Origin of the sequence: Glaciimonas sp. PCH181, from assembly GCF_003056055.1 — a bacterium.
GTDB lineage: Bacteria > Pseudomonadota > Gammaproteobacteria > Burkholderiales > Burkholderiaceae_D > Glaciimonas.
On sequence record NZ_PYFP01000001.1, the window covers coordinates 755,244 to 771,349 of the forward strand.

The window sequence follows — 16,106 nt, forward strand, 5'->3', positions numbered from 1 at the left end:
GGCCGTGTCGCGGAAGGTTATGTTAACCCGCTAATCTCGCGAAACGCGAAGAAAGGTGAGCAAGATGATGCAGCAATATCGCTCCAATTCATATCTCTTCGGAGGTAATGCACCGTACATTGAAGATCTGTACGAGTCATACCTCGACAATCCAGGATCTGTTTCAGATAATTGGCGCGCGTATTTCGACGCCATGCAACATGTGCCCGCAGGTGATGGCACAGATAAGCCTGACGTAGCGCACGCTTCGGTCATCGCTTCGTTCGCAGAGCGCGCAAAACATGGCCCAATTCGTACGATTTCTGCTTCGGCTGACGCTGAAATGGGGCGTAAACGCGTAGCGGCCACGCAATTGATCGCTGCTTACCGCTATCTGGGCTCACGTTGGGCAAATTTAGATCCGCTGCAACGTCAGGAACGTCTGGCGCTTCCAGAGCTGGACCCAACTTTTTACGGTTTCACTGATGCGGACATGGACATTGTGTTCAACATCAGCAATACCTACTTCGGTACAGAAACTTCCACATTACGTGACTTGCTGAACTCACTGCGTGATACGTATTGCCGCTCGATCGGCGCAGAGTTCATGTATGTCAGTGATCCAACCGAAAAGCGCTGGATACAAGAACGTTTGGAGTCGACACGCTCGGCACCGACTTTCACAGCTGAAAAGAAAAAACACATTCTCGAGCGTCTGACAGCAGCAGAAGGTTTGGAACGTTACCTTCACACGCGCTATGTCGGACAAAAGCGTTTCTCCCTCGAAGGTGGAGAAAGCTTCATTGTTTCACTCGATGAAACAATCCAACGCGGCGGCGAAAAGGGTATTCAGGAAATCGTTATCGGTATGGCCCATCGCGGCCGTCTTAACGTTCTGGTCAATACACTAGGTAAAATGCCGCAAGAATTGTTTGCCGAATTTGAAGGCAAACACGGCGATGATTTACCAGCCGGCGATGTTAAATATCATCAAGGTTTTTCTTCAGACATCACAAGCCCAGGCGGACCTGTCCATCTGTCGCTAGCGTTCAATCCATCCCATCTCGAAATCGTCAACCCAGTGGTTGAAGGTTCTGTTAAGGCGCGTATGGAACGTCGCGGCGACAAAGACGGCGCGCAAGTCTTGCCAATACTAGTCCACGGCGATGCCGCTTTTGCTGGACAAGGCGTGGTCATGGAAACGCTCAATCTGGCGCAAACACGTGGTTATGGTACAGGCGGCACGGTCCATATCGTGATCAACAACCAGATCGGGTTCACCACATCAGATCCACGCGATTCCCGTTCGACTTTGTATTGCTCCGACGTCGTCAAGATGATCGAAGCTCCTGTATTGCACGTTAATGCAGACGATCCTGAAGCTGTCGTATTTGCAACCCAGATCGCACTTGATTATCGGGTTGAGTTCAAGAAAGATATCGTTGTAGATATTATTTGCTTCCGCAAACTTGGTCACAATGAACAAGATACGCCAGCATTGACGCAACCGCTGATGTACAAAAAGATTGCACAGCATCCAGGTACGCGTAAGGTCTATGCAGACAAACTGACTGCGCAAGGCACGATCGCAGCGGATGAAGGCGATGCGATGGTCAAGGCCTATCGCGATGCGATGGACGCTGGTAAGCACACTGTTGATCCAGTTATTACCAACTTCAAAAGCAAATATGCAGTTGACTGGCTGCCGTTCCTGAATCGTAAATGGACTGATGCTGCTGACACCGCAGTACCATTGACCGAATTGAAACGTCTGGCTACGCGTATCACTAGCGTGCCGGAAAACTTCAAGGTGCATGCACTGGTCGAAAAAGTACTAAACGATCGCGCCACTATGGGTCGTGGCGAGCTTAACCTCGATTGGGGTATGGGCGAGCATTTGGCTTACGCATCGTTAGTTTCTTCCGGCTATACCATTCGCTTAACCGGTCAAGATGCTGGTCGCGGCACGTTTGTGCATCGTCATGCAGTGTTACATGATCAAAATCGTGAGCGTTGGGATGCAGGCAGCTATATCCCGTTGCAAAATGTATCCGATCAACAAGCACCGTTTAACGTCATTGACTCCGTTTTGTCAGAAGAAGCGGTACTCGGCTTTGAGTACGGTTACTCGACAGCAGAACCGAATACATTGACGATCTGGGAAGCGCAATTTGGTGACTTCGCCAACGGCGCGCAAGTCGTTATTGATCAATTCATAAGCTCCGGCGAAGTGAAATGGGGTCGTGCATCAGGCTTGGTCATGATGCTGCCGCATGGTTACGAAGGACAAGGACCAGAACATTCTTCAGCGCGTCTGGAGCGTTTCCTGCAACTTTGTGCCGACAACAACATGCAGGTCGTGCAACCAACTACTGCTGCGCAGATTTTCCATTTGCTGCGCCGTCAAATGATTCGCTTGTTCCGCAAGCCGCTTGTCATCATGACGCCGAAGTCGCTGCTGCGTAACAAAGATGCTGGTTCGCCATTGTCAGATTTTGCTAAAGGCTCTTTCCAGACTGTTATCGGTGAAGTTGATGACAAGATCGATGCTAAGAAGGTCAAGCGCGTTATCGCTTGCTCCGGCAAGATTTACTATGATTTGGTGAATGCACGTAAAGAACGCGGTCAAAGCGATGTGGCGATTATTCGTCTCGAGCAGTTGTATCCGTTCCCACACAAGGCATTTGCTGCTGAACTGAAGCAGTTCCCGAATTTCAGTGAATTGGTATGGGCGCAGGACGAGCCGCAAAATCAGGGCGCCTGGCTACAGATTCAGCACAATATTTTTGAAAATCTGGATGATGGTCAAAAGCTTGCTTATGCAGGCCGTCCAGCCAGCGCATCGCCTGCCGTGGGTTACTACGACAAGCATTACGCGCAACTAAAAACATTGTTAGACACTGCCTTTTCGAAGCTCAAAGGCTTTGTTCTTACCAAATAACTGAATACTGAACAAGGGCGTGCCACATTCAAATCATGGCACGCCTGCACCAACCCCAATACGGAGAATTTCATGGCACTTATAGAAGTTAAAGTCCCCCAATTATCAGAGTCCGTCGCAGAAGCGACATTGTTGCAGTGGCATAAAAAAGTTGGCGATCCAGTTGCGCGCGACGAGAACCTGATTGATATCGAAACAGATAAAGTTGTGCTTGAATTACCTGCGCCAAATGATGGCATAGTGGTACAAATTGTTGAAGCGGATGGCGCAACAGTCGTCGCTGGTCAGATCATCGCGATCATCGATACTGATGCTTCTGCAAAAGTCAGCCCAATGGAAGTGTCTGCAATACCTGTGCCGCAACCTGGTCATGCGACAACTCCTGTAGCAGCACCGGAATTGGTAAGTAATACTGCAGCCGGTATCGCTATGCCAGCAGCAGCTAAATTGTTGTCCGAGAATAATTTGAGCGCGACGCAAATCGCCGGCAGCGGTAAAGACGGTCGTGTTACTAAAGGTGATGTTCTAACTACCTTAGCAGCTAAACCTGCGGCACCAGCTGCAGCAGCACCTGTTGCTGCCAAGCCTGCATTGCAACAAGTTGCTGCTCCAAATAAAGCAAAACAAGAAGAGCGCCCGGAAGAACGCGTGCCGATGAGCCGTTTGCGCGCACGTATCGCTGAGCGTTTGATCCAATCGCAATCAACTAATGCAATCTTGACGACATTCAATGAAGTCAACATGCAACCGGTAATCGATCTGCGTACAAAGTACAAAGATAAATTTGAGAAAGAACACGGCGTTAAGCTTGGTTTCATGTCTTTCTTCGTGAAAGCCGCTGTTGCTGCCTTGAAGAAATATCCGATTGTGAATGCTTCTGTTGATGGTAATGACATTCTGTATCACGGTTATTTCGATATCGGTATTGCTGTCGGTTCGCCGCGTGGTCTGGTCGTTCCAGTGTTGCGTGACGTCGATCAAATGTCGATCGCTGAAATCGAAAAGAAAATCGGTGAATTTGGCGCCAAAGCACGTGACGGCAAGTTGACGATGGAAGATTTGACCGGCGGTACTTTCTCGATTTCTAACGGCGGAACGTTTGGTTCGATGCTGTCGACACCAATTATCAATCCACCGCAGTCAGCTATCTTGGGTGTGCATGCAACCAAAGACCGCGCAGTCGTTGAAAATGGTCAAATCGTGATTCGTCCAATGAACTATCTGGCGATGTCTTACGATCACCGTATCATTGACGGCCGTGAAGCTGTGTTGGCGTTGGTTGCCATGAAGGATGCGCTGGAAGATCCTGCACGCCTGCTATTGGACTTGTAATGTAGAAAATGCGCCGGATGCTAACAACTGCACTCCTTAATGGATGCGTGAAAGTGTCGGGCGCATTGCTTTACGTAAAACTTATTGTGCATGGCCGGTTAGATTGAATGTAATCGCGACTACATCCCGGAAGTTAGCCAAATAAGTAAGCAATAAGCAATCAAGTAAATACCGAATTTACCGGATGTAATGCGTGATGCTGCGAATTGAGCGGCGCCGCAAATAAACGAAGGAAAACTATGAGTAAGCAATTTGATGTCATCGTGATCGGTGGCGGTCCTGGTGGCTATATCGCGGCAATACGTGCTGCGCAGCTTGGTTTCAATACTGCCTGTATTGATGAGTGGAAAAATGCGAACGATGGCCCAGCGCCTGGCGGAACTTGCACCAATGTTGGTTGTATTCCATCCAAGGCACTTCTGCAATCGTCGGAGCATTTCGAGCATGCAGGCCATGCTTTCGCTGACCACGGTATCGATATCAAGGGGCTGAGCTTAAATCTGCCACAGATGTTGGCGCGGAAAAGTACGGTTATCAAGCAAAATAACGACGGTATCCTGTATTTACTGAAAAAGAATAAAGTCACGTTTTTCCATGGCCGCGGTTCTTTCGTCAAGGGCGACGCAGCAGGGTACGAGATCAAGGTTGCTGGTAAAACTGAAGAGTCCATCACCGGTAAGCACATTATTCTGGCAACTGGTTCCAACGCCCGTGAATTGCCCGGTGCGGCTTTCGATGAAAAGTTGATCTTGTCGAATACGGGTGCGCTGGCAATCGACACTGTACCAAAGACACTGGGCGTTATCGGTGCTGGCGTCATTGGCCTCGAAATGGGCAGCGTCTGGCGTCGTCTTGGTGCTGAAGTAACTGTGCTCGAAGCACTGCCAGCGTTTCTTGGCGCAGTAGATGACCAAATTGCTAAAGAAGCGGCTAAGCTATTCGCAAAACAAGGTTTGAGCATCAGTCTTGGTGTGAAAATCGGCGCGATTACAGCAGGCAAGAAAGATGTCACCGTCGAATATACGGATGTTAAAGGCGAAGCCAAAAAAGCAGTATTCGACAAATTGATTATCTCCATCGGTCGCACACCAAATACCATCGGTCTCAATGCCGAAGGCGTTGGCTTGCAACTCGACGAACGTGGCTTTATCAACGTCGACGGCGAGTGCAAAACCAATCTGGCAAATGTCTGGGCTGTCGGTGACGTAGTGCGTGGCCCTATGCTTGCGCACAAAGCAGAAGAAGAGGGCGTTGCTGTCGCAGAGCGCATCGCGGGACAGCACGGTCATGTCAATTTCAATACGATTCCTTGGGTCATCTACACCTCGCCAGAAATCGCATGGGTAGGTAAAACCGAGCAGCAATTGAAGGCAGAAGGCGTTGCTTATAAAGCGGGCACATTCCCGTTTCTGGCCAATGGTCGGGCGCGCGCCTTGGGCGATACTTCCGGTATGGTGAAATTCCTGGCTGATGCCAAGAGCGACGAAATTCTCGGCGTACACATCATTGGCCCAATGGCGTCGGAGTTGATTTCCGAGGCTGTGGTTGCGATGGAATTCCGTGCATCGGCAGAAGATATCGCCCGTATCTGCCACGCGCATCCATCGTTGTCAGAAGCGACCAAAGAAGCTGCTTTAGCTGTCGATAAGCGTTCGTTGAACTTCTAAGGGAAACCGCGATGCGCCATTTGACCATGCTACCTCTGTTGTCGGTTGTATTATTAGCCGGTTGTGCGACACCCGAGGGGAATAATGGACGCATCGTGATCGAAACCCGCTCACAAGGTCAGCCGCTAGCTGCAGCAAATTGTGTCGTCAAAACGGATGGCGGAACGTGGAAATTGACTACGCCAGCCGATGTGGTGATTGCGGTCTCCGATGGTGACTTGCACGTATCATGTAATAAACGTGGTTATCGCAGCGCTGAGACTGTCTACAAAGCCCCCGCCGGTATCGGCTTACCCAGCATGGGTAACAGTGCCGGTGGTGGCGGTATTGGGTTGGGGCAGGGTATGAGTTTGCCAATGAACGTTAGTGATAAAAACAGTGCCTATCCTAACCGCGTAACGGTCGAACTGGACCGATTGTAGGCAGGGTAGACGTTCTGATTATGCGTGGGTGAGCAAAGGCTCGCCCTTTTTTGTTTTTGCCCAGACGTTCCGATAACGTGGTCACTAACAGATGGCGAGTAACTGTTAGTGACGGGTTTACTGGCGTTCCTGCTAGTGCTGCGTTGCTGACGAATTTAGCAAGTGAGAATTGATTATCATGAATGTCGTGGAATTTTACGAACAGACGTTGGCCCAACGCGGATTTAGCTCCGATGCGGCGCAATTACAAGCCGTCGAACGTCTACAGCAAGCCTATGACGAGTGGGTAACCTTTAAGGCCCAACGATCAAACTCGTTCAAGCGCCTGATTAATCGTCCAGATGTGCCGCGTGGCGTTTACATGTGGGGCGGCGTAGGACGGGGCAAATCCTTTCTCATGGATAGCTTTTATTCCGTGGTGCCGGTGGTGCGCAAAGTCCGTTTGCATTTCCATGAATTCATGCGCGCAGTCCATCGCCAATTGGATGAGTTGAAGGGAGTAGAAGACCCACTCGATGAAGTCGCTAAGCGTATCGCAAAAAAATACCGGCTAATTTGTTTTGATGAATTTCATGTGTCGGATATCGCCGACGCCATGATTCTTTATAACCTGTTAAGAGCCTTATTTGACAACGGCGTGTCGTTTGTCATGACCTCCAATTACGAACCCGGCACTCTATATCCAGATGGTTTGCATCGCGATCGTATGCTGCCAACTATCAAGTTGCTGCGGGATAAGTTAGACGTGATGAATATCGATGCAGGCATTGATTATCGTCAACGTGCGATGGATTTGGTTGATAGTTATTATTGCCCACTTAACGGCGACAGTGATCGCGCCTTGCGCCACGCTTTTGCAGGTATTGCAGAAATCGCAGATGAAGACCCAATCGTTGATATCGAAGCCAGAAAAATCAAATCTTTGCGCCGCGCTGGCGGCGTTATCTGGTTTGATTTTGCCACGCTGTGTGGCGGCCCGAGATCGCAAAATGACTATCTCGAAATTGCCAGCCGCTTTCATACGGTGATATTGTCCGATATCCCGCACATGTCAGCAGCAATGTCATCCGAGGCGCGCCGGTTTACGTGGTTGATCGATGTGTTTTATGATCACAAAATTAAATTAATCATGTCAGCCGCAGTCGCCCCGGAAGAGCTGTACACCCAAGGCATGCTGTCGAATGAATTTCATCGGACAGTGTCGCGCATCAGTGAGATGCAATCGAAGGAATATATGGATTCTGAACAACGGGCGACGGCTGCGGCAATTGCGTAAGCGAATGCTCTGGGACAAATGCGTGCACTTGCCGCCTAATACAGGGTTGAACAAATGTCTGGCTTCGGATCGCGCGCAGATAATGAAATCCCGTAGAATTCGATTGTGAAGTTGAACAATCAAATAAATGCAATAACGTAAAGAAATGGATGGCAATACGTGAGTCTAGTCCCTCTTGTTTTTGATAAGCAGTCTCTGACGATGGCCACCGGTGGTGTGCGCCCTCGTACAAAATCGGTATACGTATTCGTAGCTATGTTAGCCCTGAGCGGCGCGGTGCTCACGGGTACGGCCTATGCGCAAGAGGCCGCAAAGCCCGCTGAAACCAGCAGCGTCACGTTGGATAACAAACAACCTGAGACGTTGGATGCGCAGCAAGAGATCAAGCAACCCGCCAAGCCGACAGAGACGGTCGCTGCATCGGCATCGGCGTCAATAGATCCAAATACATTGCTGGATGCATCTATTCCAGCAGCTGATTTTGTCGCGCATCATCCAGCCGGCTCGGTGACCTCCGTCGTAGGTGCAGATGCCGTATTGACCGATATCACGAAAGCACGTGCCGACGTTGAGTTACGCAGCCTGAATGAGCAACGGATTTGCTACAAAAAGTTTTTTACCAACCGCTGTTTAAATGCCGCGAAAGAGCAGCGGCGTCTGGCTTTAAAACAAATTCGTCCTCTTGAGGTTGAAGCGAACGCATTTAAACGACGCGCTACAGCGGACGATCGAGACAAAGCGCTGGCCGATCAAGCTGCCAAAGAAGGCATCGCAGCGCCTAAACGTGAGCAAGATCAAAAAGACAAAGAAATCACAACAGCGCGCAAAGTAAAAGAAGGAAATGAAAAAGCGGCTGCCGTCGAAACTAATACCAAATTACACGCTGGTGAGGCGGAAAAGCGTGTAACCGATAATGCGCAGAAATTGCAACGTATTCAGCAAACCGAAACTGCGAAGGCGGCTGAACGCGCTGCAAACAGGGCCGCTTTCATTAAAAAAGGGCAGGATGCTACGGCACGTCAACGTGATGTAGCGGAGAAAAAAGCGGAGAAAGAACGCCAATTAGCGGAAAAAAAGGCTGCTACCCCGCCTGCGTCTTCCACTCCGGCACAGCCATAATGCAAGAATGTTGTCATGGCTTTCGACTGACCTAAGACTGCCACAGGTTAATCAGAAGGCCATGCTCAAATGCATGTGCATCAAATTTCTTGCCGCTTTTAAAAATAGGCCGCGCTTTTTTGCGTCGGCCTATTTTTACGTTCGTTATTCGCTAAACCAGTTTAACGATAGCAAACGTACAATTATCAGCATTAATGCCAACAGCCCGCAGACGAGCCTGAGCGATCAACATTTCAGCCGCATCGCGTGGTTTATTCGCAGCAATCGCCGCACCCATTTCGACGTGGGTAAAATATGGCCAAAATCCGTCAGAGCATAACAAAAACATATCTCCGGCTTTTAGCCCGGTATAACGCGCTATCGACACTAGCGGATCTCCCACTTTAGAGCCAATCGCGTTCACGAGAACACTCGCCAAAGGATGCGATTGCGCTTCGTCACGGGTAAGTTTGCCTTCACCGATCAACTTCTCTACGTACGAGTGATCAACCGTGTGTTCGACAAAATCTGGCCCCTTAAAGCGGTAAAGGCGCGAATCGCCCACATGACCCCATGTCGCCACGCCATTGGGTGCCAATACCAGCGCAACCATGGTGGTGTGCGGCTCTTTGTCGCTGGTCACGCCGGCGAGTTTAATGATGGTGTGGGTTTCGCTGGCAATATCATGCAGCAATTGTTCTACCGTATCGCTGGCGGGAGCGAAGTCAGCGAATAGTTGTTTTGCGGTAGTGATGAGCTGATCGGCTGCGAGCGCGCCGCCGAGCCGTCCACCCATGCCATCGGCCAATACCGCCATCATGTAACCAGGCGCGTTGGGCGCACCAAAAATGGCAACCCGGTCTTGTTGTTCTGCCCGGTCCCCGATGTGCTGTCCGGTCCCTGCGTCGATCTTGTATTGGCTCATTCGTCTGGGTAGATTAAACTGCGCTCTTGTTATGAATATTTTAAATACGGATTAATTTAACCACTCACTTGATGGTCAGTCTGCAAAGACCGATTCGACAGAGCGATGCTGGTATCCGAAATTTTTCTGAAAATCATTATACGTAAGAATGATCTCTCTTTTAAAGTGAGATTATTCTCTAGAATTCATTGAATTTCATTGCTGGAATGTGACTATGCTAGATCGGGAAGATATTCTCCGCCGCATCATTGAACTGGAAGTTGAGCATCGCGATCTTGACGCAGTGATTGATGTGATGACACACGACTTACGGCGTGAAGAGTTACAATTGCGGCGCTTAAAGAAGCGTAAATTGCAGCTGAAAGACCACATTACGCTACTGAGAATGCAACTAATTCCTGATATTCCTGCATAGGAACCGTCACCTCTGAAGCGTTAGTTTCGCCCTTTCGCGACAGAACCGGCAAAGTTGATTTTTTAGTTGCTTTCTTTATATGCTTTTTATTTTATCCCGTGCTTGACTACAGTAAGTTACCTTGACCGAAGAACTATCCTCCCCCATTGCTGAAAACGCACCACCCGCTGGCACCCACGACGCCGATATCGATCAGTTATTTGGTCCAAACGGCCCCTTGGGACAAATTGTTGGCGGGTTTCGTCCGCGCCTGGCGCAAACCGATATGGCCAAAGCTATTGCCGAGGCCATCGCACAGCAGACCACCTTAATTGCTGAAGCCGGTACGGGTACTGGCAAAACCTTCGCTTATCTGGTGCCCGCCTTGTTATGGGGCGGCAAGGTCATCGTCTCCACCGGCACCAAGAATTTGCAGGATCAATTATTCTTGCGTGACATTCCGACCGTGCGTAAAGCCCTCAGCGCGCCGGTATCGATTGCCTTATTAAAAGGTCGCGCTAACTACGTCTGCCATTTTCATCTGGAACGGACCTTGCAAAACGGGCGGATGACATCGCGGGAGGATGTCGGTCACTTACGCGAGATTTCGCGCTTCATGAAAACCACCAGCTCTGGCGATAAGGCCGAGTTGGCGAAAGTACCTGAAACCGCATTGATTTGGAATTTGGTAACCTCTACCCGAGATACTTGTCTCGGCGCGGAATGTCAGTATTACCAGGATTGCTTTGTCATGAAGGCGCGCAAAGAAGCGCAGCAGGCCGACGTTGTAGTGGTAAATCATCATCTATTCTTTGCCGATGTTGCGTTAAAAGACACCGGGGTAGCGGAACTATTGCCTTCTGCCAATACGATTATTTTTGATGAGGCGCACCAATTACCTGAAGTCGCTACGTTATTTTTTGGCGATACTGTCTCGACTTCTCAGATTCTTGAATTATGCCGAGACGTATTGGCCGAAGGCTTATCTCATGCTCGGGATGGTGCTGACTGGGCCAAGGTTGTAATGCCAGTCGAGAAGGCCGCGCGCGATTTACGTCTGGCATTTCCGCAAGATGTCGTGCGCCTTTCGCTCAATCAAATCGCGCCATCCAGCATCTTTTTTCCCGCACTGGAGACATTACGCCAAGAGTTCGACGGCATGATCGCAACGCTCGAAAAACAGGCTGAACGTGCCGAAACCATCGAACAATGCCGTACCCGCGCCATCGAACTTGGGATGCGAATCGATAGCTGGAACAAACAAGATACAGTCAAAACCAAGACAAAAACCAGCACTAGCAGCACCAAGGACGCCGTGCATGCCGATCCTGAAGGCCGCGTGCTCTGGGTAGAAGCCTTTTCGACATCGTTGCAATTGCATCAGACTCCGCTTTCCATCGCCCCGATTTTTAACAAACAGCGCGAGGGTGTGCCGCGTACCTGGATTTTTACGTCAGCTACGTTGGCCGTCAAAAATGATTTCCAGCATTACGCGTCACAAATGGGCCTGGCAGGGGAACCGGCGCAATCCTGGCCTAGTCCATTTGCATACAACGAACAAGGTTTGTTGTATGTCCCGCAAAACTTGCCACAGCCAAACTCACCGGAATATACCGATGCGGTGATTGATGCGGCGCTGCCGGTCATCGAGGCAGCAGGCGGGCGTACTTTTCTGCTTTGCACCTCTTTACGGGCGGTAAATCGTGCTGCGGAAAGGTTGCGCGCAGAGTTCGAAGAGCGCAAGCTACCGTTTCCGTTACTAGTACAAGGCGAGGCTGGTCGGACCGAATTGTTAGACCGTTTTCGTGCCGCAGGAAATGCCGTCTTAATTGGTAGTCAAAGTTTTTGGGAAGGTGTCGATGTGCGTGGAGAAGCTTTGTCGCTAGTGATTATCGACAAATTGCCATTTTCCCCACCAGACGATCCTGTATTGGCGGCGCGTATCGAAGCGCTGGAAAAAAAGGGAATGAACGGTTTCATGCATCACCAATTGCCTGCCGCGATTATTAATCTGAAGCAAGGAGCAGGGCGCTTGATTCGTGACGAAAGCGATCGTGGCGTATTAATGATTTGCGATCCCCGTCTGATTTCAAAGGGCTACGGAAAACGTATCTGGCAAAGCTTGCCGCCGTTTAAACGGACTCGTGATCTCGACGTGGTAACGGCGTTTTGGCGCACCGATTCGTCAAGCAATTGATCTAAAGATGTAATTCGCAAAATAGTGGGCCGCCGCCCCGGTAAAGTGTTTCTCTGTCATTAACCTGTAATAATGCGGACTTATTGTCCGTACAGACATTAACAATATGTTTTATACGATTCTGCGCTTCGTGCCGCAAACGTCAAAATATACCGTTCATGATTGTTTAATTAATACAGTTCCGTATTCAGTAGATTGAGAGGATGTGATGTTTGCAGCAGTCGATTTGGGTTCAAACAGCTTTCGTTTGCATATCGGCAAATACAATGGCGACGCGATACGCGTCATTAAAAGTGCGCGTGATCCGATTCGGTTGGCGGGTGGTCTTGATAGCAAAGGGAATTTGACCGAGGCCGCGATCCAGACTGCCCTTGATTCTCTTGCGCGCTTTCGCACTATTCTCGACGACTATCAGCTCGAAGCAGTCCGCGTCGTCGCGACCAATACCCTGCGTATCGCGAAGAACGCAGCAGCATTTCTACCCGCGGCAGAAGCCGCAATTGGCTATCCGATTGAAATTATCTCGGGCGAGGAAGAGGGGCGTCTCATTTATATGGGCGTTGCCAGCATGCTGCGCCTGCCAAATGAAAAGCGCTTGGTATTGGATATTGGCGGCGGCTCAACAGAGTTAATTTTAGGGCGTGGTCAACAAATTGAACGCGTGGAATCGTTTGGCATCGGCACCGTGAACCAAAGCCTGGCTTTTTTTGCCGATGGTTGTATTACTGCTGCTGCATACGATGCGGCCATACTTTCAGCGCGTAGCCATTTCGAGGACGCCGCGCCGCCGTATCGCCCGCAAAACTGGACCAACGCTTACGGTTCATCAGGCACAATCCGGGCGATTGCAGAAACCATCGAAAAAAATGGTCTCGGAGATCGGCGTTTATCCTACAAAAGCCTTGAGGCATTGAAGGAGCGCTTTATCCAGATGGCGCATGTCACGCGTATCGATATGGTCGGTATGAAGCCGGATCGTGCTGCCGTGATTGTCGGTGGCGTTGCTGTGTTGAGCGGCTTGATGCAGGAATTAGGCATTGAAGTACTGACCCCGATTGAAGCCGGTTTACGCATGGGCGTAATGTGGGATTTACAACTCCGCGGCACGCGCCTGGATCGTCGCGAACAGTCAGTTCGCGATTTTTCGCAACGTTTTCATGTCGACCAATTGCGCGCCAATCGGGTCGCCGAAACTGCCAGTGCGTTGTTTGGCATGCTGAAACCGAGTGATGACACACTAGAAAAGTATCTGCACTGGAGTGGCTTGCTGCACGAAGTCGGTCTGGTTGTATCGCAAAGCGGCTATCACAAACATGCGGCCTATCTGATTGCGAATGCCGATTTGCCCGGCTTTACCACCCGCGAGCAAAAAAATATGAGCCAAATGATACTCGGGCAAAAAGGTAATCTGCGCAAGCTTGGTGAAAGTTTACTGGATGCCGATTTTTCCAAAGCCGTGCTGGCACTGCGTCTTGCGGTCATGTTTTTGCATTCACGCATTGAGGTCAATCTGGATGAGTTACGCGTCAAAATGAAGAGCAAAATTGAGCTGGACATCAAACGTGAATGGGTCGCTAACCATCCGACCGCGACCTATTGGATGGAAAAAGAGCGTGAATGGTGGCGTGAAATTGGTGTGGAATTTGCGATAAAACGGAATTGATCGAGAACTTTTGCTAGCAGAATCGCTAGTAAATCGTCACTGAAATCACGCCTTCACATAAAAATATCCGCTGATCAAGCGGATATTTGACGTTTTGGCCTGTGTAATAACATTGTTCTCAACGGGAGCGCACGTCATCGGCCCATTAACAAAGCAATGCGCCCCGTCCAACAGCAAACTAAAAAGTCAGCCCATTTGCCTTATTGAAGAGAGCAATGTCGACATACTCGGATAAATGATTGCTAGTTGGCGTGGCACCGATAATGTAGCCACCTACATCTACACCGCCTTTAGGTAGTTTGAAGTCGTGCAGGGCTATTCCAGCGCCGTTGCGAGCCCGTATAAGCTGGACCCAGGACTTTGCCGCGAAATAGCCTTCCAGGGTGAATGATGAGACCGGTTCGTCCCGATATTTTTTCATCATATCCAAATGCTCAAGCTGAATCTGTGAGCTTCCCCTATTCGGATTGGGAACTACTTGCGAGAATACCGTCCATTCAACTGCCTGGGCGCCGGCTAATTGCCGCAGCATCGGTAAGTTGGTTAAAGACGAGCCAGCGACAAATGTGTGTGGCGCGTATGTGCGAAACTTCTTCAGAAACATACCTGTGCTGACCGTGTCGGCAATCACCATTACAAAACTTGGTTTTGCCGCACCCAAATTGGCGATTGCTTTGATGTTGCTCGCATTCTGGCTGGTTAAGTTAACCGTCCCACTTAACTTTATGCCAGTCGATTTTATTTCCGCCATCAGGCTGTGATAGGCCTCGATATTCGTCGGTGAGGGTTGATAAACCAGGCCGATGTCTTTAATGCCGAGTTTTCCAAAATGAGAAAAGATATAACGCATCTCTTGCCGATAACTGGGACGCCACAATAAAATGGATGCGTCTTGGGGATAATCTGCGCCGGCCAAAGGTGCGTACAGCAGCAGTCCGCTGCGCTGAAATACCGGTGCAGTCAGCGTCGCCTGCGTGACCTCGTCCCCTACGCCCCCAAACAAATAGTCGACATGGCGTTTTTCGATAAGCTCTGTCACCGCCTTCACCGCAGATGCTGGTTGCCCTTGGTCATCTATCGTCAGGTATTGGATATGACGGCCGTTTATACCGCCATTGGCATTCAGAGCGTCAAAATAAGTCTTGATGCCAGCGACATAGTCACGTCCCAGATCGGCATTCGGCCCAGATAAATCAATTGCCTGTCCGACGAGAATATTCTCGCCAGCGATCTTCGCGGCGAAGGAGGGCGCTAACGTGACGCAAAATATTAAGATCAACAACAAATTAAGGTGTAAATATTTACGCGCCGATATCATAATATTAGGGATAAAAAAGATGAGACATTGAACGATTCTCTGCGGGAATTGTTACAAGATGATGAAAATACATAAGGTTATCGGCAAACATATGTTGCCAATCCCGAATAAATTGCATATATTATTTATACTATTTAATTTAAGGAGTATTTATGGTTACCAGAACACCCGCCAAACCAACCGTCGCTGCCCCCAAAAAACCAGTTGTTAAAGCACCGGTTCAGAAGGCAAAGCCAGCAGCTAAAGTTGCCGCGGTCGCTCCGAAAAAACCTGTTGCAGTGAAGAAGCCTGTTGTAGCAAAGAAAGCTGCCCCAGCAAAAGCCTCCGTCGCGCCAGCGCCAAAAAGTGCAGCTAGTGCAACAACTTCACCAGCCGCTAAAGCGATTGCAGCCCCGACCGTTATCCGTGCTAAACCGGTTCCTGAGCCAAAATTGAAGGCAAAGAAAGCTAAACTGGTGCGTGACAGTTTCACGATGCCGGAAGATGAATATCAAGTGTTGAGTGATGTTAAGAAGGCTTGCCTGAAAGCTGGTCTGGCAGTGAAGAAAAGCGAATTGTTGCGTATCGGTGTAGCTTTAATCAAAGATCTGGATAATGCCAAATTGAAAGCAGCGATTGCTAACCTGCCATTGGTAAAAGCCGGTCGTCCAAAAAAAGATAAATAAATCCAAAAAAATGAATGGGAGAGCGGCGCATGTCGCTTTCTTTTTTTAGCCTGCGTAGTCGTATTACAGAGTAAAGACCGCACTCCGGTGACGATGTCATCAATAGATACCAATAAAAGAGATTATTGATCTGCCGATAATTGAAATGGCCGACATTTTCTTTCGCTTTATTCCCCTCGGCATCCTGCGCTTCAACACTGCTCACAAATCCTGCTTACCCCACACGAAT

Annotated in this window: 12 protein-coding genes; 10 read left to right on the forward strand and 2 right to left on the reverse strand. The window is 49.5% G+C overall.

Going from position 1 to position 16,106, the window contains the following annotated elements; translation table 11 throughout:
* Positions 1-64: 64 nt before the first annotated feature.
* From C7W93_RS03340 to C7W93_RS03365, 6 genes are all read left to right on the forward strand, one after another.
* Positions 65-2,920, forward strand: a complete 2,856-nt coding sequence (locus C7W93_RS03340; protein WP_108438745.1) for a 2-oxoglutarate dehydrogenase E1 component — start codon at positions 65-67, stop codon at positions 2,918-2,920.
* Positions 2,921-2,992: 72 nt separating this feature from the next.
* Positions 2,993-4,252 (forward strand): 2-oxoglutarate dehydrogenase complex dihydrolipoyllysine-residue succinyltransferase, encoded by a 1,260-nt coding sequence (odhB, locus tag C7W93_RS03345; protein WP_108438746.1) that lies wholly within the window; start codon positions 2,993-2,995, stop codon positions 4,250-4,252.
* Positions 4,253-4,491: 239 nt separating this feature from the next.
* On the forward strand, positions 4,492-5,919 hold the full coding sequence (gene lpdA, locus C7W93_RS03350) for a dihydrolipoyl dehydrogenase (RefSeq protein WP_108438747.1): 1,428 nt from the start codon (positions 4,492-4,494) through the stop codon (positions 5,917-5,919).
* An 11-nt stretch (positions 5,920-5,930) separates the two neighbouring features.
* A complete protein-coding gene (locus tag C7W93_RS03355) occupies positions 5,931-6,341 on the forward strand; it encodes a hypothetical protein (RefSeq protein WP_108438748.1) in 411 nt (136 codons plus the stop codon).
* A gap of 178 nt (positions 6,342-6,519) precedes the next feature.
* Positions 6,520-7,617, forward strand: coding sequence for a cell division protein ZapE (gene zapE / locus C7W93_RS03360; protein ID WP_108438749.1), 1,098 nt, complete (start codon positions 6,520-6,522; stop codon positions 7,615-7,617).
* 159 nt (positions 7,618-7,776) lie between these two features.
* Positions 7,777-8,736: a hypothetical protein gene (locus tag C7W93_RS03365; protein WP_146177510.1), complete on the forward strand. Its 960-nt coding sequence runs from the start codon at positions 7,777-7,779 to the stop codon at positions 8,734-8,736.
* A gap of 151 nt (positions 8,737-8,887) precedes the next feature.
* Here C7W93_RS03365 and C7W93_RS03370 read toward each other — a convergent pair whose 3' ends face one another.
* Positions 8,888-9,640 (reverse strand): PP2C family serine/threonine-protein phosphatase, encoded by a 753-nt coding sequence (locus C7W93_RS03370; protein ID WP_108438751.1) that lies wholly within the window; start codon positions 9,638-9,640, stop codon positions 8,888-8,890.
* A gap of 214 nt (positions 9,641-9,854) precedes the next feature.
* Between C7W93_RS03370 and C7W93_RS03375 the strand changes: the two genes are divergently transcribed.
* From C7W93_RS03375 to C7W93_RS03385, 3 genes are all read left to right on the forward strand, one after another.
* Entirely contained in the window at positions 9,855-10,055 is a 201-nt protein-coding gene (locus C7W93_RS03375; RefSeq protein WP_108438752.1) for a YdcH family protein, read from the forward strand.
* Between the two features lie 121 nt (positions 10,056-10,176).
* Positions 10,177-12,231 (forward strand): ATP-dependent DNA helicase, encoded by a 2,055-nt coding sequence (locus C7W93_RS03380; protein WP_108438753.1) that lies wholly within the window; start codon positions 10,177-10,179, stop codon positions 12,229-12,231.
* A 208-nt stretch (positions 12,232-12,439) separates the two neighbouring features.
* Entirely contained in the window at positions 12,440-13,894 is a 1,455-nt protein-coding gene (locus C7W93_RS03385) for a Ppx/GppA phosphatase family protein (protein ID WP_108438754.1), read from the forward strand.
* A gap of 178 nt (positions 13,895-14,072) precedes the next feature.
* On the opposite strand, the gene C7W93_RS03390 is transcribed toward C7W93_RS03385, so the two are convergent.
* Positions 14,073-15,173 carry an ABC transporter substrate-binding protein gene (locus C7W93_RS03390; RefSeq protein WP_225869738.1) on the reverse strand — a complete coding sequence of 367 codons (1,101 nt, stop codon included), beginning with the start codon at positions 15,171-15,173 and terminating at the stop codon, positions 14,073-14,075.
* A gap of 191 nt (positions 15,174-15,364) precedes the next feature.
* On the opposite strand from C7W93_RS03390, the gene C7W93_RS03395 reads away from it, so the two are divergent.
* Positions 15,365-15,877: a hypothetical protein gene (locus tag C7W93_RS03395; RefSeq protein WP_108438756.1), complete on the forward strand. Its 513-nt coding sequence runs from the start codon at positions 15,365-15,367 to the stop codon at positions 15,875-15,877.
* Positions 15,878-16,106: the final 229 nt, after the last annotated feature.